21 protein-coding genes are annotated in these 24,933 nt (G+C 54.6%); 13 read left to right on the top strand and 8 right to left on the bottom strand.

The features are described 5' to 3' along the window. The first annotated feature begins 145 nt into the window (after positions 1-145). Together H7A79_RS13135 and H7A79_RS13130 are read left to right on the top strand one after the other, a co-directional pair. Positions 146-274 carry a hypothetical protein gene (locus H7A79_RS13135; protein ID WP_281384921.1) on the top strand — a complete coding sequence of 43 codons (129 nt, stop codon included), beginning with the start codon at positions 146-148 and terminating at the stop codon, positions 272-274. A 15-nt stretch (positions 275-289) separates the two neighbouring features. Further along, positions 290-535 (top strand): GlsB/YeaQ/YmgE family stress response membrane protein, encoded by a 246-nt coding sequence (locus tag H7A79_RS13130; RefSeq protein ID WP_135034464.1) that lies wholly within the window; start codon positions 290-292, stop codon positions 533-535. Positions 536-580: 45 nt separating this feature from the next. On the opposite strand, the gene ubiG is transcribed toward H7A79_RS13130, so the two are convergent. The 4 genes from ubiG to H7A79_RS13110 form a co-directional block, all read right to left on the bottom strand. Then, a complete protein-coding gene (gene ubiG / locus H7A79_RS13125) occupies positions 581-1,309 on the bottom strand; it encodes a bifunctional 2-polyprenyl-6-hydroxyphenol methylase/3-demethylubiquinol 3-O-methyltransferase UbiG (protein WP_187000491.1) in 729 nt (242 codons plus the stop codon). Between the two features lie 75 nt (positions 1,310-1,384). After that, positions 1,385-1,690 carry a hypothetical protein gene (locus tag H7A79_RS13120; protein ID WP_187000490.1) on the bottom strand — a complete coding sequence of 102 codons (306 nt, stop codon included), beginning with the start codon at positions 1,688-1,690 and terminating at the stop codon, positions 1,385-1,387. Next, entirely contained in the window at positions 1,683-1,880 is a 198-nt protein-coding gene (locus tag H7A79_RS13115) for a hypothetical protein (protein WP_187000489.1), read from the bottom strand. The genes H7A79_RS13120 and H7A79_RS13115 overlap by 8 nt, the downstream gene beginning before the upstream one ends. 247 nt (positions 1,881-2,127) lie before the next feature. After that, complete coding sequence (locus tag H7A79_RS13110) at positions 2,128-2,430, bottom strand: GIY-YIG nuclease family protein (protein ID WP_187001731.1); 303 nt, start codon at positions 2,428-2,430, stop codon at positions 2,128-2,130. A 573-nt stretch (positions 2,431-3,003) separates the two neighbouring features. Between H7A79_RS13110 and H7A79_RS13105 the strand changes: the two genes are divergently transcribed. From H7A79_RS13105 to H7A79_RS13075, 7 genes are all read left to right on the top strand, one after another. Then, the gene (locus H7A79_RS13105; RefSeq protein ID WP_187000488.1) at positions 3,004-3,930 is read left to right on the top strand and encodes a LysR family transcriptional regulator; all 927 of its coding nucleotides are present in this window, start codon (positions 3,004-3,006) and stop codon (positions 3,928-3,930) included. 120 nt (positions 3,931-4,050) lie between these two features. Continuing rightward, complete coding sequence (gene ubiB / locus H7A79_RS13100) at positions 4,051-5,562, top strand: ubiquinone biosynthesis regulatory protein kinase UbiB (protein WP_135034468.1); 1,512 nt, start codon at positions 4,051-4,053, stop codon at positions 5,560-5,562. 595 nt (positions 5,563-6,157) lie between these two features. Continuing rightward, the gene (ychF, locus tag H7A79_RS13095; RefSeq protein WP_187000487.1) at positions 6,158-7,249 is read left to right on the top strand and encodes a redox-regulated ATPase YchF; all 1,092 of its coding nucleotides are present in this window, start codon (positions 6,158-6,160) and stop codon (positions 7,247-7,249) included. Positions 7,250-7,334: 85 nt separating this feature from the next. Next, complete coding sequence (locus H7A79_RS13090; RefSeq protein WP_187000486.1) at positions 7,335-9,209, top strand: acyltransferase family protein; 1,875 nt, start codon at positions 7,335-7,337, stop codon at positions 9,207-9,209. A 74-nt stretch (positions 9,210-9,283) separates the two neighbouring features. Further along, positions 9,284-10,579, top strand: coding sequence for a tyrosine--tRNA ligase (gene tyrS, locus H7A79_RS13085; protein WP_187000485.1), 1,296 nt, complete (start codon positions 9,284-9,286; stop codon positions 10,577-10,579). A gap of 73 nt (positions 10,580-10,652) precedes the next feature. Then, positions 10,653-11,480 (top strand): bifunctional DNA-formamidopyrimidine glycosylase/DNA-(apurinic or apyrimidinic site) lyase, encoded by an 828-nt coding sequence (mutM, locus tag H7A79_RS13080; protein WP_187000484.1) that lies wholly within the window; start codon positions 10,653-10,655, stop codon positions 11,478-11,480. Positions 11,481-11,858: 378 nt separating this feature from the next. Continuing rightward, a complete protein-coding gene (locus H7A79_RS13075; protein ID WP_135034491.1) occupies positions 11,859-12,629 on the top strand; it encodes a 1-acylglycerol-3-phosphate O-acyltransferase in 771 nt (256 codons plus the stop codon). A 242-nt stretch (positions 12,630-12,871) separates the two neighbouring features. Here the strand turns inward: H7A79_RS13075 and H7A79_RS13070 are convergent, their stop codons facing one another. Both H7A79_RS13070 and H7A79_RS13065 read right to left on the bottom strand, forming a co-directional pair. Further along, positions 12,872-14,098: an OmpA family protein gene (locus tag H7A79_RS13070; protein WP_187000483.1), complete on the bottom strand. Its 1,227-nt coding sequence runs from the start codon at positions 14,096-14,098 to the stop codon at positions 12,872-12,874. A 101-nt stretch (positions 14,099-14,199) separates the two neighbouring features. After that, complete coding sequence (locus H7A79_RS13065; protein WP_135034474.1) at positions 14,200-14,838, bottom strand: MBL fold metallo-hydrolase; 639 nt, start codon at positions 14,836-14,838, stop codon at positions 14,200-14,202. 75 nt (positions 14,839-14,913) lie between these two features. Here H7A79_RS13065 and H7A79_RS13060 point away from each other — a divergent pair, with 75 nt between their 5' ends. Next, entirely contained in the window at positions 14,914-15,738 is an 825-nt protein-coding gene (locus H7A79_RS13060; protein WP_187000482.1) for a DNA ligase, read from the top strand. Between the two features lie 219 nt (positions 15,739-15,957). Here the strand turns inward: H7A79_RS13060 and H7A79_RS13055 are convergent, their stop codons facing one another. After that, on the bottom strand, positions 15,958-17,445 hold the full coding sequence (locus H7A79_RS13055; protein ID WP_187001730.1) for a DNA recombination protein RmuC: 1,488 nt from the start codon (positions 17,443-17,445) through the stop codon (positions 15,958-15,960). A gap of 818 nt (positions 17,446-18,263) precedes the next feature. Between H7A79_RS13055 and porB the strand changes: the two genes are divergently transcribed. Then, the gene (gene porB / locus H7A79_RS13050; RefSeq protein WP_135034477.1) at positions 18,264-19,376 is read left to right on the top strand and encodes a trimeric porin PorB; all 1,113 of its coding nucleotides are present in this window, start codon (positions 18,264-18,266) and stop codon (positions 19,374-19,376) included. An 820-nt stretch (positions 19,377-20,196) separates the two neighbouring features. Here the strand turns inward: porB and H7A79_RS13045 are convergent. Then, entirely contained in the window at positions 20,197-20,961 is a 765-nt protein-coding gene (locus tag H7A79_RS13045; RefSeq protein WP_377057987.1) for a cytochrome C assembly family protein, read from the bottom strand. A gap of 199 nt (positions 20,962-21,160) precedes the next feature. Here H7A79_RS13045 and ffh point away from each other — a divergent pair, with 199 nt between their 5' ends. Continuing rightward, positions 21,161-22,531, top strand: a complete 1,371-nt coding sequence (gene ffh / locus H7A79_RS13040) for a signal recognition particle protein (RefSeq protein ID WP_187000481.1) — start codon at positions 21,161-21,163, stop codon at positions 22,529-22,531. Positions 22,532-23,106: 575 nt separating this feature from the next. After that, positions 23,107-24,423 (top strand): DUF445 domain-containing protein, encoded by a 1,317-nt coding sequence (locus H7A79_RS13035; RefSeq protein ID WP_135034480.1) that lies wholly within the window; start codon positions 23,107-23,109, stop codon positions 24,421-24,423. Positions 24,424-24,933: the final 510 nt, after the last annotated feature.

Here is a 24,933-nt window from a genome sequence, read left to right as displayed (position 1 = left end):
CGTTTGCAGCCTGCCAAGCAAACAAACCGCCCACAGGCGGTTTGGCAGACGTTTAACGTGATTATAGCCGAAGTATTGCGTTTTGTTGTATTTCCACCCCAAAACCGCGCCGTGTGTTCAAAATATTTTATAGTTATGAAAAGAAATGCAATCACAGGCTCGGCAGCGTTACGGGGCTGTGTATGATGCGGGCGGAAAATATTTTCAGACGACATATCCCGAAGCGGTTTCAACTGCCGCGCTGAAAATGCTCCAACCGATTCAAACCGAATAATACGAAAGGAATGTTATGGGCTGGTTAGTCACCATTATCGTGGGCTTTGTTGTGGGCGTGTTGGCAAAAGTGCTGCACCCGGGCAAGGACAACTTGGGCTTTATCATGACCACGCTGCTGGGCATCGGCGGTTCGCTGCTGGCAGGCTGGGCCGGGCAGGCCGCCGGCTGGTATGAAGCAGGCCAGCCTGCCGGCTGGATTGCCTCCACCATCGCCGCCGTGGTGATTCTCGCGGTTTACACCCGTGTGGTTAAAAAATAATCCTCGCTATCGAAACAGGCCGTTGATACGGCCTGTTTTTTGTTTTCAGACGGCCTGAAATACCGGTTTGCAGGCCGCCAGATAATTGACAGCGGTGTTGCCGTTCAGGCGGTAAACCTTAGTGAGCGGGTTGTAGCCCATGCCTTTGGTGTCGGCAATATCCAGCCCTGCCTGCCGGCACATGCGCGCCAGCTCGGCGGGCGTGATGAATTTCTGCCAATCGTGCGTGCCGCGCGGCACCAAGCCCAAAATATATTCTGCGCCGAGAATGGCGTGCAGATATGATTTGGGGTTACGGTTGATAGTCGAAAAAAACACCGTGCCCTCAGGCTTTACCAGCTTGGCGCAGGCGGCCACAATGGCGGCTGGGTCGGGAACGTGTTCCATCATTTCCATGCACGTTACCACATCGAAACTGTGCGGCCGCTCTTTTGCCAAATCTTCCACGCGCACACAGCGGTAGCCGATATTGCCCACTCCCTGCTGCTGCGCATGGGCTTGCGCCGCCTGCAGCGATTTTTCGGCCATGTCGATGCCGAGCACACTCCCCGCCCCAAGCTTGGCCATGCTTTCCGACAAAATGCCGCCGCCGCAGCCCACATCGAGCACGGTTTTGCCCGCCAGCCGCACGATTGAGTCGATATAGCCCAAACGCAGCGGGTTGATGTCGTGCAGGGGTTTGAATTCGCCCGTTTTGTCCCACCATTTGTGGGCAAGCCGGCTGAATTTGTCGATTTCGCCGCTATCAACATTGTGGTGTATGTTTTCGCTCATCTTAAATGGTTCCTTAATGCCGTTAATCCATACAAAATCAAAAGCCGTTTAGTATAGTTGTGTTGTTATGGGTCCCTAATGGCGCGGCACACATAAATATTTCCCATAATCATATTTTTGATCGGGTTTGCACACCGTAAACGTCATCGAAATATTTTCATTGATGATGCCGCTGCGGTAATGAACGTGCATCACCCCCGTTGCGGTATTTTCCCCCGAGTGTTCAGAATGCCCCACGCCGACCCGGGAGCCGAAAGATTTGTTAATCACGCCCTGCGGAATCGGCGGGCGTTTTGCCAAAACCAAATAATTAGGTTTCGCAAACCGCTGCCGCCGTGATTTGTCATCCTTGTTTTTCTTGCGGTAAGCAGCCTCAATCATGGTTACCCGCAAACGACTCGGCGTTTGCCTCACGCTGGGAACAAACAGAATTTCCTGGTTGCTCCACGACCGTTCTTTTTTCGGAAACCACTTCGCATTCGTTATTTTTCTTATCAAAAGCATTTTTCGCAAGGCTGACGGTGCACACCGAGGCCAGCAGAAGCCCCAATAAAACAGCTTTTATCTTCATCGGTTTACCCTCTTTACAAACGAAACCCCACCGGGTGCCGCCGGCACGGCTTCGCTACAATTCACACAGATATACGGCGGCAGCGGATCAAACCGCAGCGCGTTCCGGCTTATCTTCAGGCTTCACATAAACGGATAACGGTTGGATTATAGCCGAACTGCCAAAACACATATCAGGCGGCAGGCCGGAAACAGTGCAAGTATGCAAAGCCTGTGCCACTGATTTCAAAGCGCAGCGCCGGCCTCACTCAGGCCGTCTGAACATCCGGCAGCGCCGCCCACAATTCGCGTTTGCACCGGGCGGTGAGTTTTTTCACCCGCGCCTCAAGCCGCGCAGCTTCGGCGCGCGCCACGCCGGCATACACCAGCCGCATCGCCACGGGCTTGTGAATGCGCATATATTTCGCCCCCTTGCCCGCAGCGTGCGCCGCAAACCGCTCCTGCGGGCGGTTGCTGATGCCGCAATAAAGCGAGCCGTTGCCGCACAATACCAAATACACGCTCCAGCCACCCGACTCTTCGGCAGCGGGCAGCGCAAAACAGTCAGGCAATGGGTTGTGGTTTACAGCATTCACGATGGCTTTTCAGACGGCCGGCAACAGCCGCCAAGAATATCAAAGCCGTCATTTTAGCATTTTTCACAGGCCAGGCCGTCTGAAACACCCCTGTATTCGACCGGCCCGTTTTAAAACCATAACAGCCCGGCCGCCCTGCTGTTGTTGTGCCTTACCATCACCCCGCCCCGCACTCATTTTGGCGGATGCGGGTCGGATATAGCAAACGGCCGGCTTCAGCAGATTCAATGTAAGCCGATACGGCACCCGCTAAGCCGATACGGCACCCGCCTTGCGCCTCCATCATGAAACCATGCCCAACAACGAAAAACAAAGGCACCGCGGGCAGCGCAAACAGATTCCGTGCCGTTGCGGCGGCAGAAGTTCTCGATTGAGCCGAGACACAGCATCCCCCGTGCTGCTGCATCATATCCCTCTGCAGCCCGCCACCCGATCCGGTTTTATTTAACCTGCGGTATGTTCTTTTATTCTGCGCCGCCCGTTTGCGCAGCCGTATGAATTATTCTAATATACACTGGTTCTTCAACCGCACAGGCCGTCTGAAATATTATGGATTCCATCATCGAGCTGCGCCATCTCAAAACCCTGCTGGCACTTGAGGAAACCGGCAGCGTTTCGTTGGCCGCCAAGCGGGTGTTCCTCACTCAGTCTGCCCTGTCGCACCAAATCCGCGCGTTGGAAAATTATTATGGAACGCCGCTGTTCGAGCGCAAATCTTCACCCCTGCGCTTCACGCCTGCGGGTGAGCGGCTGCTGCAGCTGGCGCGCGACCTGATGCCGCAGGTGGCCGCCGCCGAGCGCGATTTAGCCCGGATTGTCGAAGGTGAAGCGGGCGAATTGCGGCTGGCGGTGGAATGCCACACCTGCTTCGACTGGCTGATGCCGGCGATGGGCGAGTTCCGCCCGCTGTGGCCGCAGGTGGAGCTGGATATTGTTTCGGGCTTTCAGGCCGACCCGGTAGGGCTGCTGCTGCAGCACCGTGCCGATTTGGCCATTGTTTCCGAAGCCGCCCCGCAGGCGGGCATCACCTATCAGCCTCTGTTTGCCTACGGCATGGTCGGCATCTGCGCCAAAGATCATCCGCTGGCCGCCAAAACCGTGTGGGAAGCCGGAGATTTTGCCGGTGAAACGCTGATTACCTACCCTGTTCCGGACGATATGCTCGATCTTCTGCGCAAAGTATTGCTGCCCAAAGGCATCAACCCGCCGCGCCGCCACAGCGAATTAACCATTGCCATCATCCAGCTTGTGGCCAGCCGCCGCGGCATCGCCGCCCTGCCCTATTGGACGGTGATGCCCTATATCGAAAAAGACTATGTGGTTTCGCGCCGGATTACCCGCAACGGCCTGCAAAGCGAGCTTTACGCCGCCATGCGCGCGGAAGATGCAGGCAAAGCCTATTTGGAAAACTTCTGCCGCATCGTGCGCGAGCGCAGCTTCGCCGACCTGCCCGGGCTGAGCGTGCTGCAACAGTAACCGCCATCAAGAGGCCGTCTGAAAAACAGGCCGGCGGCGCAAACCTCTGCGCCCGCCTATCCGCAAACCCGCCGCGTTCCTGTTTTATAATCCACCTTTTCCCACCTGCACCGCACCGTTATGAAATGGCTTAAACGTACCCAAACCATTATCCGAACCGTTTACCGCTACGGCCTCGCCGATCTGATTGCCGGCCGGGTGCGCCAAAGCTGGCTGCGCTCGCTGTTGCAGAAACTGCCGCAACCGCCCGATGCGCAACACACCCCCTTGCCGGTGCGTTTGCGCGAAGCACTCGAGCATTTGGGGCCGGTTTTCGTGAAATTCGGGCAGGTGCTCTCCACCCGACCCGACCTGATTGCGCCTGATTACGCGCGCGAACTTGCCAAACTGCAAGACCGCGTACCGCCGTTTGACGCAGAATTGTCGCGCCGCCAGATTGAAGCCTCGCTGGGGCAGCCGATTGAAACACTTTATGCCGAATTTGAAACCGTGCCTGTGGCCAGCGCCTCGATTGCACAGGTGCACAAAGCCCGCCTGCACAGCGGTGAAGCCGTGGCGGTTAAAGTGTTGCGCCCCAATCTGCTGCCCGTTATCGAGCAGGACTTGGCCTTGCTGCGCTTCGGTGCCGCCTGGGCAGAGCGGCTGTTTGCAGACGGCAAACGCTTAAAGCCGCGCGAAGTGGTGGACGAGTTCGACAAATACCTGCACGATGAGCTTGATTTGATGCGCGAGGCGGCCAACGCCGGCCGGCTCGGCCGCGATTTCCAAAACAGCACCATGCTGATTGTGCCCAAAGTGTATTACGACTATTGCAGCCGCGACGTGCTCACGATCGAATGGATGGACGGCACACCGATAGCAGACACCGCCGCCTTGAAAGCCCGAAACATTGATTTGCGGCAACTGGCCCGCTACGGCGTGGAGATCTTCTTCACCCAAGTGTTCCGCAACGGCTTTTTCCACGCCGATATGCACCCCGGCAACATTCTGGTGGCCGGCGACGGCCGCTATATCGCGCTGGACTTCGGCATTGTCGGCAGCCTCACCGATTACGACAAACGCTATCTGGCGATTAATTTTCTCGCCTTTTTCAACCGCGACTACCACCGCGTGGCCACCGCCCACATCGAATCGGGCTGGGTGCCGCCCGACACCCGTGCCGAAGAATTGGAAGCCGCCGTGCGCTCGGTGTGCGAGCCGATTTTCAACAAGCCGCTCTCGCAAATATCGTTCGGCCTGGTGCTGATGCGCCTGTTTGAAGTGAGCCGCCGCTTCAATGTCGAAATCCAGCCCCAACTCGTGCTGCTGCAGAAAACCCTGCTCAACATTGAAGGCTTGGGCCGCCAGCTCGACCCCGACTTGGATTTGTGGGATACCGCCAAACCGTTTTTAACCAAATGGATGGGCGAGCAGATCGGCCCCAAGGCCTTTATACGGCAACTGAAAAACGAAGCGCCGGATTGGGCGCGGATTCTGCCCGCGCTGCCTCGCAAAATCAATGCGCTGGTTGATGAAACGCGCCGGCAGGAAATGCGCGATGCCTATCTGCATCTGGTGAGAATCCAGCAGCGGCAAAGCCTGTGGCTGGCCGTGATAGCCGTGGCGCTGGTGTTGATCGTGTTATTTAAATAAAAGCGCAGATCATCCACATCAAGGCCGTCTGAAACGCTTTCAGACGGCCCAAAATATTTTAAACCGTTGTTTTTTTATTATTTTTCACACATTCCATATACAAACAAAGCGGCAGGCACGCCCGCTTACACCGTTATGTTTCCTGTTTTCAGACCATCCTTTCACGGCCGGCCAAATCTGCCGGCACAAAATGCGCACGTCTGCCTGCGGCGGCAAGCCCGCAACGGCAAAGCCTGCGGTTGGCCGTGATAGCCGCGTTGTTGGTGTTGATTGTGTTATTTAAATAAACATGGCTTAGCGTGTTTGAGATGACAGCTGAGGCCGTCTGAAAAAATACTTTCAGACGGCTTCGGTTGCCAAAACCATCTGCGTCATTAAACATCTACGTCATACTCGGGCTTGAACCGAGTATCTTTATTGCCCCAATAGAATTTGTCCCAATAGAAATAGCAGATACTCGCGTCAAGCCCGAGTATGACGGCAACCAACTTTCTTCGGATTCCGGTGCACCTTTCAGACGGCCTCTGCACCGCCAAAAGGCCGTCTGAAATATGCTACAATCGCGCGTTGAATTTCACCTGCTTCAGGAACACACATGAGCTTAAAATGCGGCATCGTCGGCCTGCCCAATGTCGGCAAATCCACCCTGTTTAACGCGCTGACCCAATCGGGTATCGAAGCGGCCAATTATCCCTTCTGCACCATCGAACCCAATGTCGGCATCGTTGAAGTGCCCGACCCGCGCATGGCCGAGCTGGCGAAAATCGTCAACCCGCAGAAAATGCAGCCCGCCATCGTTGAGTTTGTCGACATCGCAGGCTTGGTGGCCGGCGCCAGCAAAGGCGAAGGCTTGGGTAACCAGTTTCTCGCCAATATCCGCGAAACCGACGCCATCGTAAACGTGGTGCGCTGCTTCGACGACGACAATATTGTCCACGTTTCAGGCAAAGTCGATCCCATTGCCGACATCGAAACCATCGGCACCGAACTGGCGCTGGCCGACCTTGCCAGCGTTGAAAAAGCCATCGTGCGCGAAGGCAAACGCGCCAAATCCGGCGACAAAGACGCGCAAAAACTGGTGGCCCTGTGCGAAAAACTGCTGCCGCATCTTAATGAAGGCAAACCCGTGCGCTCGTTCGGCCTCGATGTCGAAGAAACCGCCATGCTGCGTCCGCTGTTTCTGCTCACCGCCAAGCCCGCCATGTATGTGGGCAACGTTGCCGAAGACGGCTTTGAAAACAACCCCCACCTCGAGCGTTTGAAAGAACTGGCCGCCAAAGAAAACGCTCCAGTGGTGGCCGTGTGCGCCGCGCTGGAAAGCGAAATTGCCGAACTCGAAAACGAAGAAAAAGCCGAATTTCTCGCCGAAATGGGCTTGGAAGAGCCGGGGCTGAACCGCTTAATCCGCGCCGGCTACGAGCTCTTGGGGCTGCAAACCTATTTCACCGCCGGCGTGAAAGAAGTGCGCGCGTGGACGATTCACAAAGGCGACACCGCCCCGCAGGCCGCCGGCGTGATCCACACCGATTTCGAACGCGGCTTTATCCGCGCCCAAGTGATTGCCTACAACGATTTCGTTACCCTCGGCGGCGAAGCCAAAGCCAAAGAAGCCGGCAAAATGCGCGCCGAGGGTAAGGAATATGTGGTGCAGGATGGGGATGTGATTCATTTTTTGTTTAATGTTTAGGTTGTCTGAAAACCTTTGCCCCAATACTGTGAAAACGGTTTGGGGCATACTGGAAATCAAAACAAAACCATTAGCCGGATACATTATGAGTAAGGTTTTTGCTTATCGGCCTGATATTGATGTGTTGCGCGCCGTTGCGGTATTGTCTGTCATTATTTTCCATTTTGAAAAATCTTGGCTGCCGGGCGGTTTTTTGGGTGTAGATATATTTTTCGTCATCTCAGGTTTTCTGATTACCTCGATTATCCACAAAGAGATGAATACGGGGGCATTTTCTTTTAAATCTTTCTACATACGGAGAATTAAAAGGATTTTGCCTGCATTTTTTACTGTACTCGCCGGTACACTTGCCGTAGGCGCGTTACTGTTTGCACCGGACGATTTCAACCTGCTCGGCAAGTCTGCGCTTGCATCTGTACTGTTTGCCGCCAATCTCTATTTTTCCAGAGGGCAAGGCTACTTCGACCCTGCACAAGAAGAAAAGCCGCTGCTTCATATTTGGTCTTTATCTGTAGAAGAGCAATATTATTTTATTTTCCCCTTTTTCTTACTGCTGTTTATCCGCCGCAGCTTAAAAACCCAAATGGCGGCCATTGCCGCCTGTATGTTGGTAAGTTTGCTGGCGGCTTATATTCCCACCCAACTCGACAAATACTACCTTCCCCATCTGCGCGCATTTGAGATGCTGACAGGTTCGCTGCTGGCCGTATTCGTATGCCATCAGGCCGCAAACAGCCAAGAGGCGGTTTGGTGGGGAGAAAAATTTGCCGCTTTCGGCTGTGCGGCCGCATCGGTGGTTTTGGCTGCCTGCTTAGCGGCATATCACACTGAAACCGCCCACTTTCCCGGGTGGGCAGGGCTGATTCCCTGTTTGGCAGCGGCGGCTTTAATTTATTTCAACGGTTTCAACCATTCTTTGAAAAAAATATTTGAATGGGAATGGGGTGTAAGAATCGGCCTGATTTCGTATTCTCTGTACTTATGGCATTGGCCGGTATTGGCATTTGCACGCTATATCTACGGGCAGGCACATTTACCCGCAGCATGGCTGCTGCCTTTGGCCGTGCTGATATTGATTTGTTCTTGGGCTGCTTACCGCTGGGTGGAGCAGCCCGCTAAAAAATGGAAACTTTCTTTTGCCAAAAGTTTGACGGCATTTTACATATTGCCGGCCGCGTTGCTTGCTGCGGCTTGGTTCGGCTTGCAAAAAACGCCTTTAATCAGCCAATACCAGAAAGACGGCTTGTCCCGCTCCTACGCTTCCTGCCACAATAATTTGGAAAAACAATGCGTTTGGGGTGCGAATGACACAAAGCCCACAGTATTGATGCTGGGCGACTCTCATGCGGACCACTACAAAACGTTCATCGACCATATCGGTAAAAAAGAGGGCTGGGCAGCCACGCTGGTTTCTGCCGACACCTGCGCTTTTGTAGAAGGGTACGATGCTGAAATCTTCAAAGGCAGCAACTGCAAAGCAGTTTATCAATATGCGAAAGCGCATTTAAACGACTATCCTGTCGTGATGCTTTCCATGCGCTGGGGCAACCAGCTTCCTGCACCCAAACCTTCCATCGGTTACGATAAAGACTTTTTCGCCAAAATGGATAAAATGCTTGCCAAACTTTCCAAAGAAAAGCGGGCGGTTTATCTGTTTACCGACAATCCGAATATTCAGTATCCGGGATTGAGGGCATATAAAATCAGCGGGCTTATTCCTTTGCGGCGTATTGCGTTTCATGAAAACGATTCTTCTACCCGTGAAGGCAACCGGAAAATAAGCGAAACAGCAGCCAAATACCGAAACATACATATTGTAGATGCTGCGGCTCTCCTGCCTGCCGATTTTGAATTCGACGGCAAACCCGCCTATTCGGATTTAGACCATATCAACCCGTTTGGCGCAGAAGCCTTAGCCAAACGTTATACCGAAAGCCGGCATTTATTGCAGCGCGATTAGTTGCCGCAATGTGCATCTCATTTTCCGAAACACCTTATCCGCAATGTAAAAACATAACCATTGAAAGACTTAGCATGAGCGTAATCCAAGATCTCCAATCGCGCGGCTTAATCGCGCAAACCACTGATGCCGAAGCCTTAGACGCTTTGTTAAACGAACAGAAAATCGCCCTGTATTGCGGTTTCGACCCCACGGCAGACAGCCTGCATATCGGCCATTTGCTGCCCGTGCTGGCTTTGCGCCGTTTCCAGTTGGCCGGACACACGCCGGTGGCTTTGGTAGGCGGGGCAACCGGCATGATCGGCGACCCGAGCTTCAAAGCCGCCGAGCGCAGCCTGAACACGGCGGAAACGGTGGCGGGCTGGGTGGAAAAAATCCGCAGCCAGCTTGAGCCGTTTTTGAGCTTCGAAGGCGGCAACGCGGCGGTGATGGCCAACAACCACGATTGGTTCGGCGGCATGAACTGTCTGGACTTTCTGCGCGACATCGGCAAGCATTTTTCGGTGAACGCGATGCTGAACAAAGAATCGGTAAAACAGCGCATCGGGCGCGACGATGCGGGCATTTCGTTTACCGAGTTTGCCTACGCACTGTTGCAGGGCTATGATTTTGCCGAGCTCAACAAACGCCACGGTGCACTGCTGCAAATCGGCGGTTCCGACCAATGGGGCAACATCACCGGCGGCATCGACCTCACCCGCCGTCTGAACAAAACCACGGTATACGGCTTAACCCTGCCGCTGGTTACCAAATCAGACGGCACCAAATTCGGCAAAACCGAAGGCGGCGCGGTTTGGCTGAGTGCGGAGAAAACCTCGCCCTATCAGTTTTACCAATTCTGGCTGAAAACAGCCGATGCCGATGTGTATCAATTTTTGAAATATTTCACCTTCTTGTCGGTTGGAGAGATTGACGCCATCGAAGCGAAAGACAAAGCGAGCGGCACCAAGCCCGAAGCGCAGCGTATTTTGGCCGAAGAAATGACCCGCCTGGTTCACGGCGAAGCGGCGTTGCAGGCGGCGCAGCGCATTTCGGAAAGCCTGTTTGCCGGAGACCAGGGCGGCCTCACCGAATCCGATTTCGAACAACTCGCGCTGGACGGCCTGCCTGCGTTTGAAGCCTCCGGCAGCGTGAATGTGGTGGAAGCATTGGTGTTGTCGGGCCTGGCGCAGTCAAACAAAGAAGCGCGCGGTTTTATAAACAGCAAGGCGGTGCTGGCCAACGGCAGCGCGGTGGAGCCCGACAATCCCAACCACGCGCCCGACAAACCCGATGATGCCTATCTTTTAACCGATGCACACAAACGTTTCGGCAAATACACCATTCTGCGGCGCGGCAAACGCAACCATGCCCTGTTGGTGTGGAAATAGCCGCCCACAGGCCGTCTGAAAGCGGCGCAAACCGCCGCATCTACACAGAATTTATCCGACACGAAAGCGCGTTATGCCCGAACTGCCCGAAGTCGAAACCACCCTGCGCGGCATTGCTCCCCATATCAACGGCCAAACCGTTGCATCGGCAGCCGTGCGCCAACCCAAGCTGCGTTTTCCCGTTACCCCCGGTTTGGCTGAGGTTTTGGGCGGGCAAACGGTGCAGGGCTGCACGCGCCGCGCCAAATACCTGCTGGTTCATTTTCCCGCCGGCCTACTGCTGGTGCATCTGGGCATGTCGGGCAGCCTGAGGATTTTCACCGCCGGCGATGCCCGCATCGCCGGCCCCGGCAAACACGACCATCTCGACATCACATTCGCCAACGGCACGGTGCTGCGCTATCACGACCCGCGACGCTTCGGCATGGTGCTGTGGTTTACGGGCGCCGCCGAACACCACCCGCTCTTGGCCGCGCTCGGCCCCGAACCGCTGAGCGGTGCTTTTGATGCCGCCTATCTGTACGGCAAACTGCGCACCCAAAAACGCGCCGTAAAAACGGCACTGATGGACAATGCTGTGGTGGTGGGCGTGGGCAATATCTATGCCAACGAAAGCCTGTTCAAAGCGGGCATTTCCCCCAAACGCCCCGCCTGCACAATCAGCCGCAAAGAGTGCGCCAAACTGGTGGACGCCATACGCACGGTGCTGCAACGGGCAATTGCTGCAGGCGGCAGCACCCTGCACGACTTTGTCGACAGCGATGGCAAAAGCGGCTATTTCCAGCAGGAATACACGGTTTACGGCCGCCACAACCAACCCTGCCTGCAATGCGGCAGCTTGATTTTGAAAGAAACGCTGGGGCAGCGCGGCACATTTTATTGCGGCAACTGCCAGAAATAGCGTTCAGACGGCCTTAAAGTGGATTTGGCAACATTCGGGAAAACCAACCCACCGTTATCCGCCCTGCCCCTGCCATAGGCGCAAATGACCGTGGCCAATGTTTCAGACGGTCGTTCACATTCAGCAGACCCCGCCTGAAAGCGTTTTATCATCTATTTTGAAATCATGCCGGCATGATGCCGTTTGTGCAGCCGTACCCTCTGCGGCCTGCTGCACGGCTTGATTTTAAGAGTTTGGCTGTCAAAAACTTTCAAGAGAAAACGCCCAGGCCGTCTGAAAATATTCCGCCCGCCTTTACACAGCTTTCCCCGCCCCGCGTTCCGCCAACTCCCGCCGCTTGTTATAATTCCCGCCCACAACTTTCACACACACTGCACCATGTCCCGACAAAAAGCCCCGATTTTTCTGCGTTTCACCCGTTTGGCCAAACTGGCCGTCTGGCTGTTTCAAACCGGCCGCAATTTGAGCAGGCTCAACGGCAGCGACCCGCAGGCGCGCGACAAGGCGCTGATGACGCTGGGCTCCGGCGCCTTGCAGGCCGTGGGCGCAAAACTCAGCGTCACCACGCCGCCCGGGCATTTTTCCGTAAGCGGCACGCTGGTGGTGGCCAACCACGTTTCATGGCTGGATATTTTCGCCATGAGCGCGCTGTTTCCCAGCAGTTTTATCGCCAAACAGGAAATCGGCACCTGGCCGGTACTCGGCAAAATGGGGCGCAACGCCGGCACGGTGTTTATCAACCGCCATTCCCGCAAAGACGTGGAACCCATCAACCAAGCCATCGCCGCCGCTCTGAAAGCCGGCCGCAACGTCAGCTTTTTCCCCGAGGCCAAAACTTCATCGGGGCTGGAAGTGCTGCCGTTCAAAGCCGCGCTGTTTCAGTCGGCGATAGATGCCGGTGCGCCGGTTCAAACCATGGTTTTGCGCTATTACGACCGCAACGGCCGCCGCACCGACACCCCTTCTTATGCCGATGTGAGCCTGGTCCGGTCGCTGTGGCGCATCGTTTCCATGCCCGAGCTCCATATCCGTGTGGATTTCGCCAAGCCGATATTGCCCGCCGACTTCTCCGGCAAAGACCGCTTTGCTTTGAAAGATGCCGCCGAAGCCTATGTGCGCGGGAAAGTATTGGAAGACGCAGCCGTCTAACCCGCATACCCACCGATAAAAAACAGGCCGTCTGAAAAGTTTTCAGACGGCCTTTGTTTATAGTGAACCCACTTCATTTTTGATAGCGGGCAGCAAGCCGCAGACAGTACAGAACCGATTCGGCTGCCCTTTCGGCTGCCTATAAAAACTCTCTTTGAGTTAAGGCACGGCAACCCCGTAACAGAAATGCAGTGGTTCACTATCAAACCGCACCATGTTTTTCATGCAGGATCTGAAACCACTCAACCCTCCACTTTCACTTCCACGCGGCGGCCTTCGGCATCGTTACCGGTTGCGCCGGTGGTGTTTTCGGGTTTGCGCAATTCGATATTGGCGGCATCCACGCCCTGCGCTTCCAAGAAGGCTTTTACGGCACCGGCGCGCGCTTTCGACAATTTTTCGTTTGCAGCCGCATTGCCGGTGCTGTCGGCGAAGCCGCTGACAATCAGTTTCTTGCCTTCTTTGCCGGCCGCAATCACTTCGGCCGCCACGGTTTCGGCACCCTCGGCCACATCGGTTTTGGCGGTGGCAAAGTAGAATTTCGCCACGCCGTTATCATAGCTCACGCCGGCCTTATTCGGGTCGATTGCCGCCGGAGCAGCCTCAGAGGCGGAAGCAGAGGCTGCTGTGTCGAGCACCACAGAAGGTTCAGACGGCATCACGACAGGAACCTCTGCGCCCTCCGGCTCGGAAACGGCAGAAGCGGCTTCACCGGCAACCGGAGCCGATGATGTGCCGCCGGCAGCGGAAGAGGCGGGGTCGGTTTGAGTGCCGCAGCTCTTATAGGCAAACAAAGCCAACAATGCGGCAGCAACCAATGCAATCCATTTTCCCAAGCCCGACCCCTTACCGGCCGCCACTGCCGCCGCACCCGCAGCGGCATTGCCGACACTGCCGGCCAAACCCGACAGGCTGCCGAACAAGCCGCTCAGGCTGCTGATGCCCAAAGCCGAAAGCATGCCGCCGCTCAATGCGCCGGAAAGCCAGCTTTGCTGCCGGCCGAGCAGACCCAGCAATTGGCTCGGGCTGAGATTGTCGTCCTTTACCTTCCCGCGCAGCACCGACAACACCAGCGGCAGCGACAACGACAGCAGCAAACCTGCGCCGGCTTTCGACACGCCGCTTTCCCGGGCAATCTGGTCGGACACATCAGCCGCATTGCCGCCCAGCAGCTCCGGCAGCTTGCCCTTGCCCCAGTCGGTCAGGCTATCCAGAGCACTGCCGCCTTCTTCAGCCTGCGCCACCGCATGATTCAGCGGACTGCCCGCGCTGCCTTGAACCAGCTCGAACAGGCTGCCGGCATTGCCCGGGTTGCCGCCGATGTGCTTCAACAAACCCGCCACCACAGCAGGAACTGCCAAACCTGCGGCTTTGGTGCTGCTTTCGGCACTTTCTCCGTTTTGAGTTAAAAACCGGCCCAACACGCCGCCCAACCTGTCTTGCAGCAAACTACCCAAATCAAAAGACATGACTCACTCCTTGCATTGAGATGTGTGGAAAAACCAATCGATATCCGCCAACCTTCAAACAGCGCGGCTTCTCAGGCATTTTTACTTTTCTTAACCCCGAATCAGCCCTGCAAAAACGGATTGTTCCGCTTTTCGTGGCCGATAGTGGTGGTTCTGCCGTGCCCCGCCAACACCATGGTATGTTCGGGCAATACCAGCAGTTTGCTTGTAATATTGCGGATTAAATCGGCATGATTTCCGCGCGGGAAATCGGTTCTGCCGATTGTTTCATAAAACAAGACATCGCCTGCAATCAATAATTCCGCATCTTTACAATAAAACACAACATGACCGGGCGTGTGGCCGGGAATATGCATCACTTCAAAAGCATAGTTTCCCACCTTGAGCGTATCGCCTTCCTGCAGCCAGCGCGAAGGCTCGAACGAAGGCGACACAGGAAAGCCGTATTGCGCCGTTATCTGCGGCAACTGCTCCAGCAGAAACGCATCGTCCTGATGAGGCCCCGACACCGGCACATCATACTGCGACAGCAATTCCGCCACCCCGCCCGCATGATCCAGATGACCGTGCGTCAGCCAAACGGCCGCCGGTTTCAAACCGCGTTTGGCCGTTTCTGCCAACACAAACGGCACATCGCCGCCCACATCAATCAGCACGGCATCGCCGGTTTCATCGTCCCACAGCAGTGTGCAGTTTTGCCTGAACGGCGTTACTGCAATGATTTCATAGCGCAAAGTCATAAACACTCCTTTATTTTTCAGACGGCCTGTAATAATATCCCAGTTTACAAATAAAACAAAAAAGCAGAAAACCAAATGAAAAGCATCATACTCGCTTGCGCCTTATTGTTCACGCCCACCGCCTTTGCCGCCGCACCCGGTTTGCTATTGGCCAAAGAATACCAAACACAAAACATCTCCGGCTGGGCGATGAGCGAAAAGCTGGACGGCGTGCGCGCCTATTGGAACGGCAAACAGTTGCTCAGCCGCCGGGGTTATCCCTTTACCCCGCCCGCCGGCTATCTCGACCATTTCCCGCCTTATCCCATCGATGGCGAGCTGTTCGGCAAACACGGGCAATTTGAGCAGATTTCTGCCGCCGTGCGCACCACATCGGGCAACTGGCGCAACATCAAACTGCATGTGTTCGATGTGCCGCAAGCATCCGGCAATCTCTACCAACGCCTGGCCGTACTCGAAAAATGGCTGCAGAGCCACCCGGATGCACCGATTGAAATCATCAAACAGACGCCCGCCCAAAACAACGCCCACGCGCAAGCCTTTTTAAAGCAGGTAGAAGCCAAAGGCGGCGAAGGTGTGATGCTGCGGCATCCCGAAGTGCCTTACCGCAGCGGCCGCAGCGACTATCTGCTGAAACTGAAAAGCCGGCACGATGCCGAATGCACCGTTACCCGCTACTATGAAGGCAAAGGTAAATACACCGGAAAACTCGGCGCACTCGGCTGCAAAAACCAGCACGGCGAATTCAAAATCGGCAGCGGCCTAAAAGACAGCGACCGCACCAACCCGCCCGCCGTAGGCAGCACCATAACCTACCGCTACCGTGGTTTCACTCAAAAAGGCACACCCAGATTCGCCACTTTCGTGAGAATAAGAAACGACCGGCCAGCCGGACACTGAATCAGAAATCTCCAAGCCGCCCTACAGCCAACCCAGCTAAAAAATAGCAGGTCAGCGCAGATTGGAAGTTGTAACAGGCTGCCAATCTGCGCGGCTCCTTAAAAAATATCAAGGCACCCTTGCTGTGCCGCGCATACTGCCTGCGGTTCGCCGCCGTGTGCCGATGTTCAAACCGGATTCACGATATCGTTTGCCTTCTACGCCGCTCACACATTTTCTTCATCGTTTTCCCGCCCCGGGCAGTCCGACCGTCTCCCCCGCCGCTTTTTCTACCAGGCTTTTTTCCAGCTGTTTGGTGGCTTTTACACCGAGCCTGCGCAGTTTTTCAGCGCGGCCGACCAAATTGCCGCGCCCTTCGTAAAGCTGTTTGCAGGCGGCTTGGTATTGGTTTTGCGCCTGCTCGATATTTTTGCCCACCCCTTCGAGCGTGGTAATAAAGCCGACAAATTTATCATAAAGTTTGCCGCCTTCTTCGGCAATTGCCAGCGCATTTTGGTTTTGCTGCTCGTTGCGCCAGATATTTGCCACCGTGCGCAGGGTAGCCAGCAGCGTACTCGGGCCCACAGGCATGATGCGCTTGTCGAAGCATTCCTGAAACAGGCTGTCATCATGCTGCAAGGCCAGCAGATAGGCCGGCTCCACAGGAATAAACATAAACACAAAATCCAGCGTGTTCACGCCTTTCAAGTCGCTGTATTGCTTGAGCGACAGGCTTTTAATATGGGCGCGCACGCTGGCGGTGTGGGCGGCCAGCGCGCTTGAAGCTTCTTCGGGCGTTTGCGCGCGGGTGTAGCGCACATAAGCCGTGAGCGAAACCTTGCTGTCGATGATGATTTGCTTGTTGTCGGGCAGACTCACCAGCACATCGGGTTGCAAGCGGCGCACGCTGCCGTCTTCTTCGGTGCGCGTAGCGGCCGTCTGAACGAAATACTCGCGCCCCTTAACCAAGCCCGAATTTTCCAGCACGGTTTCCAACACCATCTCGCCCCAGTTGCCCTGGGTTTTGTTTTGGGTGCCGGTGAGTGCATCGGTAAGTGCTTTGGCATCATCGTGGAGCCGGTTGTTGAGGCTTTGCAGGCGTTTGAGTTCGTTTTCCAGCGTCAGCCGCTCTTTGGCTTCTTTTTCATAAGTGTTTTGCACCAGCTCGCTGAATCTGCCCATACGCTCGTTGAGCGGCGTGAGCAGGCGGCCGATGCTTTCGGCGTTGTGTTCGGTGAAGCGTTTGGCTTTTTCTTCGAGAATATTGTTGGCAAGGTTTTGAAACTGGTCGGCCAGGCTTTGGCGCGCTTCGGCCAGCAGGGCGATTTTTTCTTCGTGGGCGCGCTGTTCCTGCTCGCTGCGGGTGTGCAAACGCTCATAGCGCAGCTGCTGCTCGGCCAAAGCCTGCTGCAAACTGCCGTAATCGTTTTTCAAACGGCCCAGCTCATTTTCCCGCTCCTGCAGGCTTTCGATGCGTTGGCGCGCAGCGGCCAGACTGCCCAGCGTTTCCTGAAGCGCAGCCTGCGTTTGCTGCCCGGCGCGGCGGCTTTCGGCCAACTCCTGCCGCAGCGGCTCCACCTGTGCGGCGCGGGTTTCGGCGGCAGCCGCTTCGGCCAGCAGGCGGTGTTGCGCGGCTTGGTGCCGAAAATGCATCAGCAGCCAGGCAAACAACGCGCCCAAAAAAATGCCCGCCAGAGCAGCGGCCGAAAAATAAAGCAAGTTGTCCATATAATGTTCAATATATATATATAAAGTTTCGGAAAAATTCAGCGGCAGGTGCGCCGTGGCAGAGCAGGCATCTTTAAAATCCAACCCGTTGGTTCGGAAGATTTCAGCCATTTTCAACATACCGCGCCGTCGTGCCGCAAAATTACAATGCACCGGAAAAAATGGGGGTCAGCAGTAAAATAGGCCGTCTGAAGCAGGCTGAACCATACCCGCCAACGGCAGAATCCCGCCCGGGCCGTCTGAAAACCGCCCAAACGCAGCGGCCTAATATATCATGTTCTAATATATCATGTTTCAGACGGTCTCTGCCTGACGCCTTACGGCTTGCCGCAAGCCGCTTCCATGCCGCCATTTTCACCGCCTGCCTCGTTCGGCGTTGTTGAAAACCATTTTTCCCAACCATCATGTGCACAACGTTGCCGGCTCTGTTTTATTTGCCGCTGAAGGCATAGCGGCATCGGGAAGCATCGGGCCGGTGCCGCCCCGCAAACCCTTGTATCAGGCCGTCTGAAAGCGGCAAAAGCCCCCGCTGTGCCGAAAAACAACATAAACCGTATCGGTGTTGCAAACATGCCAAAACCCGCTTTTAATTTTTATCCAAATGATTTAAAAAAGATTTTTAAAATTGTTTAGAATAAAAACTGTATATTCCCCGCCGGGCGCGGTATAGTTCAGGCCGATAAGATTTGTTTTTTTACAACGAAGCAATTATATTAGCAGGCATGAAATCGCTAAAACCCTGCGATGAATGCAAGAGCTTGAGTGGCCTAACCCCCATTTGAGTTTGTTTTCTTAAACAATAGAAAAGGAATACAGCAATGAAAAAATCCCTGATTGCCTTGAGCCTGGCCGCCCTGCCTGCTGCCGCTTTTGCCGATGTAACTCTCTACGGCCAAATCAAAGCAGGTGTTGAAGTTTCTCAAAACCAAGTAAAAGTAAACGGCGTAACCACTAAAGATCACACCACAACCGAAATTGCCGATTTCGGTTCGCGTATCGGTTTCAAAGGCCACGAGCACTTGGGCAATAACCTGAACGCCATTTGGCAGGTTGAGCAGAAAACGCCCGTTGCCGGCGGCGGTCAATGGGGTACCCGTGATTCGTTTATCGGCTTGGAAGGCGGCTTCGGTAAAATCCGCGCCGGCCGTATCAGCACCCAGCTGAACGACATGGATGCCATCGATCCGTGGGAATACAACAACAGCGCTTTGGGCTTGGGCGTATTTACCCGCACCGGCACCCGTGAAGTTTCTGCCCGCTACGACACCCCCGTATTCGGCGGTTTCAGCGCAAACGTACAATTCACCCCGCGCGACAACCAAACCGAAGGTAAAGTACGCGGCACTACTGATGCCACCGGCCGCACCAGCAACGCCAGCGATACCTCTGCCTATTACGCCGGCTTGAACTATGAAAACTCAGGCTTCTTCGCCCAATACGGCGGCGGTTTCAAGAAAACTGCCTATGTTGCCAACGGCAGCAGCAAATCAGGCCAAGCCCACCAAGTTCAAGTAGGCTATGATGCCAACAACCTGTTTGCAGGCTTGGGCTATCAATACACCAACGGTTGGGATAGTGAAAACAGCTATAAAGATGCAATCTACAATGTAAATGCATATGATGCTGCGGCTGCTGCAGCTGACACCAGCGCAGGTGTGAAAACCCAAGAATTGGCTGCAACCGTTGCTTACCGCTTCGGCAATGTAACCCCGCGCTTGTCTTATGCCCAAGGTTTCAAAGCAAAAGCTAAAAATAACGGTCAAGAGCGCAAATTGGATGGCACCCAATACAAACAAGTGGTGTTAGGTGCGGATTACGACTTCTCTAAACGCACTACCGCTATGGTATCTGCCGGCTGGCTCAAAGCAGGCAGCGGCGACAACAAAGCCGACACCACTGCCGGTTTGGTTGGCCTGCGCCACAAATTCTAATCATCTGATCATTTGGTTTGGATTTCATCTGATCATTTGGTTTGGATTTTTAGAACCGCAACAAGAAAGAGCCTGCAAATGCAGGCTCTTTTTTATGGGCAGCCGGTTGGCTTGCTTGAAATGTGGGCAGGCTGCATATTGCCGATAGGCTTCTGCCCAGCCCGTTGTATGTATTCTTACGGATTTGCCGCATCAGGCCGTCTGAAAGGTTTTTCAGACGGCCTGATGCTTTCGCAAAACTCCCAAAACACCACATGAAATTTATTTTCCGTTATCAGCTTTGCAAGCCCGCTACCCCTCCCCGCGCCGGCGGGGAACCAAGCATTAACACCCCAATATTTGTTTGCCCGGCACCACAGTATTTTAATTCTGATTCCCGCCCGAACGGGCAGCGGGCTTGACAACGGGCTTACGGAACCAATAACAGTATTTCAACCTTTCAGACGGCCTTCGGGTTCTTTTGCAAAGCCGCCTGCCTCTCACGATTCATAACAAAACAAAAAATATTTCACGCGGCTTCCCTGGCCCATATCTTCCAACTACATATTCATGCCGTAAAATCTTTATCTTTTGAATTTAAATTTTAATTTTTTTTATTTTGAGCTGATATTTTGTTTTTGTGTTTGCCTTCCGACCAGAGTGCTTGCACTTTAAACACAAATAAATTACATTCTGCTACACAACGTGATTCACATCACCAAGCCAAGTGTACAAAGGCATATATTAAAAAATAGAGAGAAATTTCCGGCATCATCGAAAACAGGCTGCTTTTCATAAAGCAGCCTGTTTTATTGCGTGTCGATATTGTTTTTCCGAAACACTAGCGGTGTAAAATGATTTCCAGCACGAATTTGCTGCCAACATAAGCCAGCATCAGGCTGATGAAGCCGATAATCGTCCACACGGCGGCTTTTTTGCCGCGCCATGCCGTTATGCCGTGTTTCAACAACAACCCGCCGTAAATCAGCCACGAGATGATGCCGAAAACCGATTTGTGAGTCCAGGCAAACGGTTTGCCGAACACCGTGTCGGCAAAAAATGTGCCGCTTATCACAGAATAGCTCAGCAGCAGAAACCCTACCCATATGCCTTGGAACATCAATTTTTCCAAGCTCAACAGGGGCGGCAGAAAAGAAACCAGCGGTGAAAATTTTTTCTTGTGCAGATCGCGGTTCAGCAGTAAAACCAACGCGGCCAGCAACGTTACAATGCCGAACAACCCGTAAGCCAGCAGTGATGCGCCGATATGCAGCATAAACGGCCAATCGCTGATTTGGTAGCCGGTAAACTTGCCGGGAAACACCGCAGCAAGCAGCAACGACAATGCCGCACACGGATAAAGCAGCAACTGTAGCCCGCGCAGGTTATAGAAGAAGCTGCCCAGGCAATACATCATCAGCATCAGCCACACAATCAAACTGATTGAATAACCAAAGCCCATCACCAGCACTTTGTCGTGCAACACCGGCAGAAACAGCGCCGCGCCCTGCAACAGCAGCGCAGGGGCAAGCACCGCCAATTCTGTTTTTAAGGGATACGGCTTATCGTTGCGTTTTTTGTGGTGCAGCCATACAAACACCGCCATTCCGGTATAGAGCAGCATCAGGCAAATTAATATTATCGGCATGACAAACTTTCTTTTGCACGCATACTCACGAAGCTGCGTGTGGTGTAAAATAAGCCGATTTTATCAAAAACGGCGGCACCTATTGAAATTTAATGCGGTTTTGCCGTTTTCAGACGGCCTCCCACCCCGCCGCACGCCCCGATTTTTAAGGAAACCCATGTTAGACAACTTAACCAGCCGTTTCGGCAATGTGCTGAAAAATATCCGCGGCCAAGCCAGGCTCACCGAAGACAATATTAAAGAAGCCCTGCGCGAAGTGCGCCTCGCCCTTCTCGAAGCCGATGTGGCCTTGCCGGTGGTAAAAGAATTTATCAACAACGTTAAAGAAAAAGCACTCGGCCGCGAAATCACCGGCAGCCTCACGCCCGACCAAGCCTTTATCGGCGTGGTAAACGATGCCCTTGTCGAATTGATGGGCAAAGAAAACAGCAGCCTCAACCTTGCCGTTTCGCCGCCTGCCGTCGTGCTGATGGCCGGTTTGCAGGGCGCAGGCAAAACCACCACCGTGGGCAAACTTTCGCGCCTGCTGAAAACCAACCATAAAAAGAAAATTCTTGTGGTTTCTGCCGATGTTTACCGCCCTGCGGCCATCGAGCAGCTGAAGCTGCTGGCAGAGCAGGTGGGCGTGGATTTCTTTCCTTCCAACACCGGTCAGCAGCCCGTTGATATTGCCAAAGCGGCGGTAGATTATGCCAAAAAGCATTTTTACGATGTTTTGATGGTCGATACCGCCGGCCGTCTGGCCATCGATGAAGAAATGATGAACGAAATCAAAGCCATTCATGCAGCGGTTCGCCCTATCGAAACCCTGTTTGTGGTGGATGCCATGCTCGGCCAGGATGCGGTAAACACCGCCCGCGCCTTTAACGAAGCCCTGCCGCTCACCGGCGTGGTGCTCACCAAAATGGACGGCGATTCGCGCGGCGGTGCGGCGCTGTCGGTGCGTCAGGTAACCGGCAAGCCGATTAAATTCATCGGTGTCGGCGAAAAAGTAACCGGTCTCGAGCCGTTCCACCCCGACCGCATCGCCGGCCGCATTCTCGGAATGGGCGATGTGCTGAGCCTGATCGAAGATGTGCAGAAAGGCATAGACGAAGAAACCGCCGCCAAAATGGCAAAAAAGCTGCACAAAGGCAAAGGTTTCGATTTAAACGATTTCAAAGAGCAAATCCAGCAGATGCGCAACATGGGCGGCTTGGAGAGCCTGATGTCGAAAATGCCGGGCGAACTGGGCCAGCTTTCCAAGCAGATTCCCGAAGGCACCGCCGAAAAAGCCATGGGGCATGTGGAAGCCATCATCAACTCGATGACACCGAAAGAGCGCGCCAACCCCGCCTTAATCAAGGCTGCCCGCAAACGCCGCATTGCGGCAGGCTCCGGCACCACGGTGCAGGAAGTAAACAAAATGCTCAAGCAGTTTGAACACTCGCAGCAGATGATGAAGATGTTCAGCGGCAAAGGCATGGCCAAGCTGATGCGCATGGCCAAAGACATGAAGGGAATGAAAGGCATGTTTCCGGGCATGTAGCCGCAGGGCTGCCGGAATATTTCAGACGGCCTCCAACGCCGAGCTTGCCAAACAGAAAAAGGCCGTTATGCATTGGCATACGGCCTTTTTCTGATAACCAATACAACCACAGCCGGCCACAGCCAACCCAAAATAAACAATACCGCCTCCAACACCGCCGCCCTGCCCCGCAAAGCCGTCATCAAAACCGGGCAGATTTCCACAGCAGATTCACCATAACGATAACTTCCGCTTACACAGAGATAACGAAAACAAACCTTTTCAGACGGCCGATACCGGACTGCTGCTTCGACTTACCCACGCCGGCCATCGGGAATATTGTGCATATCCTGTGGATAATATTCTGCTTCCGTTGAAATATAATAAAAAATTTATCATGCTTAAAATTTCACCATCAAATCGGCCATTCCCATAAAACTGTTTATCCAAGTGTGCACAGCCTGTGGATAAAACCATTAAACCCATTATTTTCCACATAAAAAAATTTGCGGTTAAAAATTAGGCAGCCGTGCGGGCATTTTATCCGCAGCGGCTGAAACCAGTATAATCAAAGCCATGACCAACCGGAGACCGCCATGCACACCTTATCTGCCCAAGCCCGCGCCAACCGGGCGGAAGTGCGTTTGAAAAAAAGCCGCCGCCTGGCCGCAGGATTGTTGCTGCTGGCTTGTGCGCTGTTTGCCGTGTCGGCTGCGTATGCCGTGCAATACCCCGCGCTGGGCTATGTGAAGGCCTTTGCCGAGGCGGCGATGGTGGGCGCGCTGGCCGATTGGTTTGCCGTTACCGCGCTGTTCCGCCGCCCGCTGGGGCTGCCGGTTCCGCACACTGCGATTCTGCCGCGCAACCAGCACCGTATCGCCGATGAACTGGGACGGTTTATCGAAAACAATTTTTTGGAAGGCAGGCCGATTGCATTGCGCATCTATCGCGCCGCCCCGAGCAAAAAACTGTTGGCGTGGCTGGCTGAGCCGCAAACGCGCGCCCAATGGCTGCCGTGGCTGGCCGCGCAACTGCCCGCGCTCTTCAAAGCGGCCAAACCCGGGCAAGCCGCACGTTTTTTCAGTATGCTGGCCGGGCAATACAGCGGCGAGAGCATCGGCAAAACGCTTTCAGACGGCCTCAAAGCCCTGAAAGCACAAGGCTGGCACGATGTCCTGTTTACCGCCCTGCTGAAACAGACCCGCCGCCGGCTGCAAGACCCCGAAACCCGCCAGCAGCTCGAACACAACCTGCACGCGTGGGCGGCCAAAATCGAAAGCGGCGCACCGAGCACATGGGAAAAATTAAAAGCCTCGCTCAAAGGCACGCTGGCAGATAAAGTGGACGGTTGGGTGTCGGAAAAAGCCCTCGATTGGGCAGACGGCTGCCTGGCCGCCGCGCTGGCCGATCCCGACCACCCCATCCGCCGCAGCTTTAACGAACAATACGACCGACTGGCCGATGCCCTGAGCCGTTCCCGCCTGTGGCACAAACGGTTGGAGCAGGGCAAAGCACAACTCGCCCGCTCGCCGGCCGTGCGCGAAATGCTGGAAAATGGCTGGCGGAGCCTGCAGGCTTGGACGGAAAACGACATGCATCAACCGGATTCGGTATGGCTGGCGCAGTTAAACAAACTGCTGGACCATATGCTTGCGCAGGCGCAACGCCACCCGCAGTTTATGCGCCGCGCCGATGTGCGCATTTCGCTGATGGTGCGCGATTTCGTGATGCACTATAAAAGCAGGGCAGCAGTGTTTGTGGCCGACAAAGTGAAAAGTTGGGACAGCGCGCAGATGGTGGAAAAGCTGGAGCTGAGCATAGGCCGCGATTTGCAGTTTATCCGCATCAACGGCACTTTGGTCGGCGGGCTGGTGGGGCTGGCGATTTATTGCGTGTCGCAATGGCTGTTTTAGCCCTCGGCCGAAACGCGGGCTAAAAGTGCAAAGGCCGTCTGAAAGCAATGATTAATCATGTTTCAGACGGCCTTTGCATGTTTGCGCCGGCGGGCTTATCACAGATCCCTGATTCTCGGCGTCAGGCCGCAGGCCGCACAGGCGTACCGAGCCGGTTCTGTTGCCGTTTCAGCGGGGCGCAAAACCGTTTCCCTTTGCGCTAAGGCAGGCAGCACCGCAATGGAATAAAGGGGATTCGCCATATTTCAGGCCGTCAGAACGAATCGATATCAACGGCCTTTCAGACGGCCTGTTTTAACATAACCAACGTTACCGGCCTGCTGCTGCCTGTGTTATCTACGGCTCGCCTACCGATGTTTGTTTGGGCGGATCTGCTATGGTGGATTCATTGTGAAACACCATAACAACGAAACAAAAATGCAGAGCCGCAAACAGCAACCGCCCGATGCGGCAAGGCTGTAACCCGGCAGGCGGCAGTGCCATCAGCAAGGCTCCGATTCTGTCGCTGCT

Source organism: Neisseria musculi (assembly GCF_014297595.2).
GTDB classification, from domain to species: domain Bacteria; phylum Pseudomonadota; class Gammaproteobacteria; order Burkholderiales; family Neisseriaceae; genus Neisseria; species Neisseria musculi.
This window is presented reverse-complemented; position numbering and strand designations above follow the sequence as displayed.

Bases quoted from the DNA above. Each gene is read 5' to 3' on its own strand.
- H7A79_RS13135 (WP_281384921.1), top strand. From the start codon at position 146: ATGCAATCACAGGCTCGGCAGCGTTACGGGGCTGTGTATGATGCGGGC.
- H7A79_RS13130 (WP_135034464.1), top strand. From the start codon at position 290: ATGGGCTGGTTAGTCACCATTATCGTGGGCTTTGTTGTGGGCGTGTTG.
- ubiG (WP_187000491.1), bottom strand. From the start codon at position 1,309: ATGAGCGAAAACATACACCACAATGTTGATAGCGGCGAAATCGACAAA.
- H7A79_RS13120 (WP_187000490.1), bottom strand. From the start codon at position 1,690: ATGATTGAGGCTGCTTACCGCAAGAAAAACAAGGATGACAAATCACGG.
- H7A79_RS13115 (WP_187000489.1), bottom strand. From the start codon at position 1,880: ATGAAGATAAAAGCTGTTTTATTGGGGCTTCTGCTGGCCTCGGTGTGC.
- H7A79_RS13105 (WP_187000488.1), top strand. From the start codon at position 3,004: ATGGATTCCATCATCGAGCTGCGCCATCTCAAAACCCTGCTGGCACTT.
- ubiB (WP_135034468.1), top strand. From the start codon at position 4,051: ATGAAATGGCTTAAACGTACCCAAACCATTATCCGAACCGTTTACCGC.
- ychF (WP_187000487.1), top strand. From the start codon at position 6,158: ATGAGCTTAAAATGCGGCATCGTCGGCCTGCCCAATGTCGGCAAATCC.
- H7A79_RS13090 (WP_187000486.1), top strand. From the start codon at position 7,335: ATGAGTAAGGTTTTTGCTTATCGGCCTGATATTGATGTGTTGCGCGCC.
- tyrS (WP_187000485.1), top strand. From the start codon at position 9,284: ATGAGCGTAATCCAAGATCTCCAATCGCGCGGCTTAATCGCGCAAACC.
- mutM (WP_187000484.1), top strand. From the start codon at position 10,653: ATGCCCGAACTGCCCGAAGTCGAAACCACCCTGCGCGGCATTGCTCCC.
- H7A79_RS13075 (WP_135034491.1), top strand. From the start codon at position 11,859: ATGTCCCGACAAAAAGCCCCGATTTTTCTGCGTTTCACCCGTTTGGCC.
- H7A79_RS13070 (WP_187000483.1), bottom strand. From the start codon at position 14,098: ATGTCTTTTGATTTGGGTAGTTTGCTGCAAGACAGGTTGGGCGGCGTG.
- H7A79_RS13065 (WP_135034474.1), bottom strand. From the start codon at position 14,838: ATGACTTTGCGCTATGAAATCATTGCAGTAACGCCGTTCAGGCAAAAC.
- H7A79_RS13060 (WP_187000482.1), top strand. From the start codon at position 14,914: ATGAAAAGCATCATACTCGCTTGCGCCTTATTGTTCACGCCCACCGCC.
- H7A79_RS13055 (WP_187001730.1), bottom strand. From the start codon at position 17,445: ATGGACAACTTGCTTTATTTTTCGGCCGCTGCTCTGGCGGGCATTTTT.
- porB (WP_135034477.1), top strand. From the start codon at position 18,264: ATGAAAAAATCCCTGATTGCCTTGAGCCTGGCCGCCCTGCCTGCTGCC.
- H7A79_RS13045 (WP_377057987.1), bottom strand. From the start codon at position 20,961: ATGGCGGTGTTTGTATGGCTGCACCACAAAAAACGCAACGATAAGCCG.
- ffh (WP_187000481.1), top strand. From the start codon at position 21,161: ATGTTAGACAACTTAACCAGCCGTTTCGGCAATGTGCTGAAAAATATC.
- H7A79_RS13035 (WP_135034480.1), top strand. From the start codon at position 23,107: ATGCACACCTTATCTGCCCAAGCCCGCGCCAACCGGGCGGAAGTGCGT.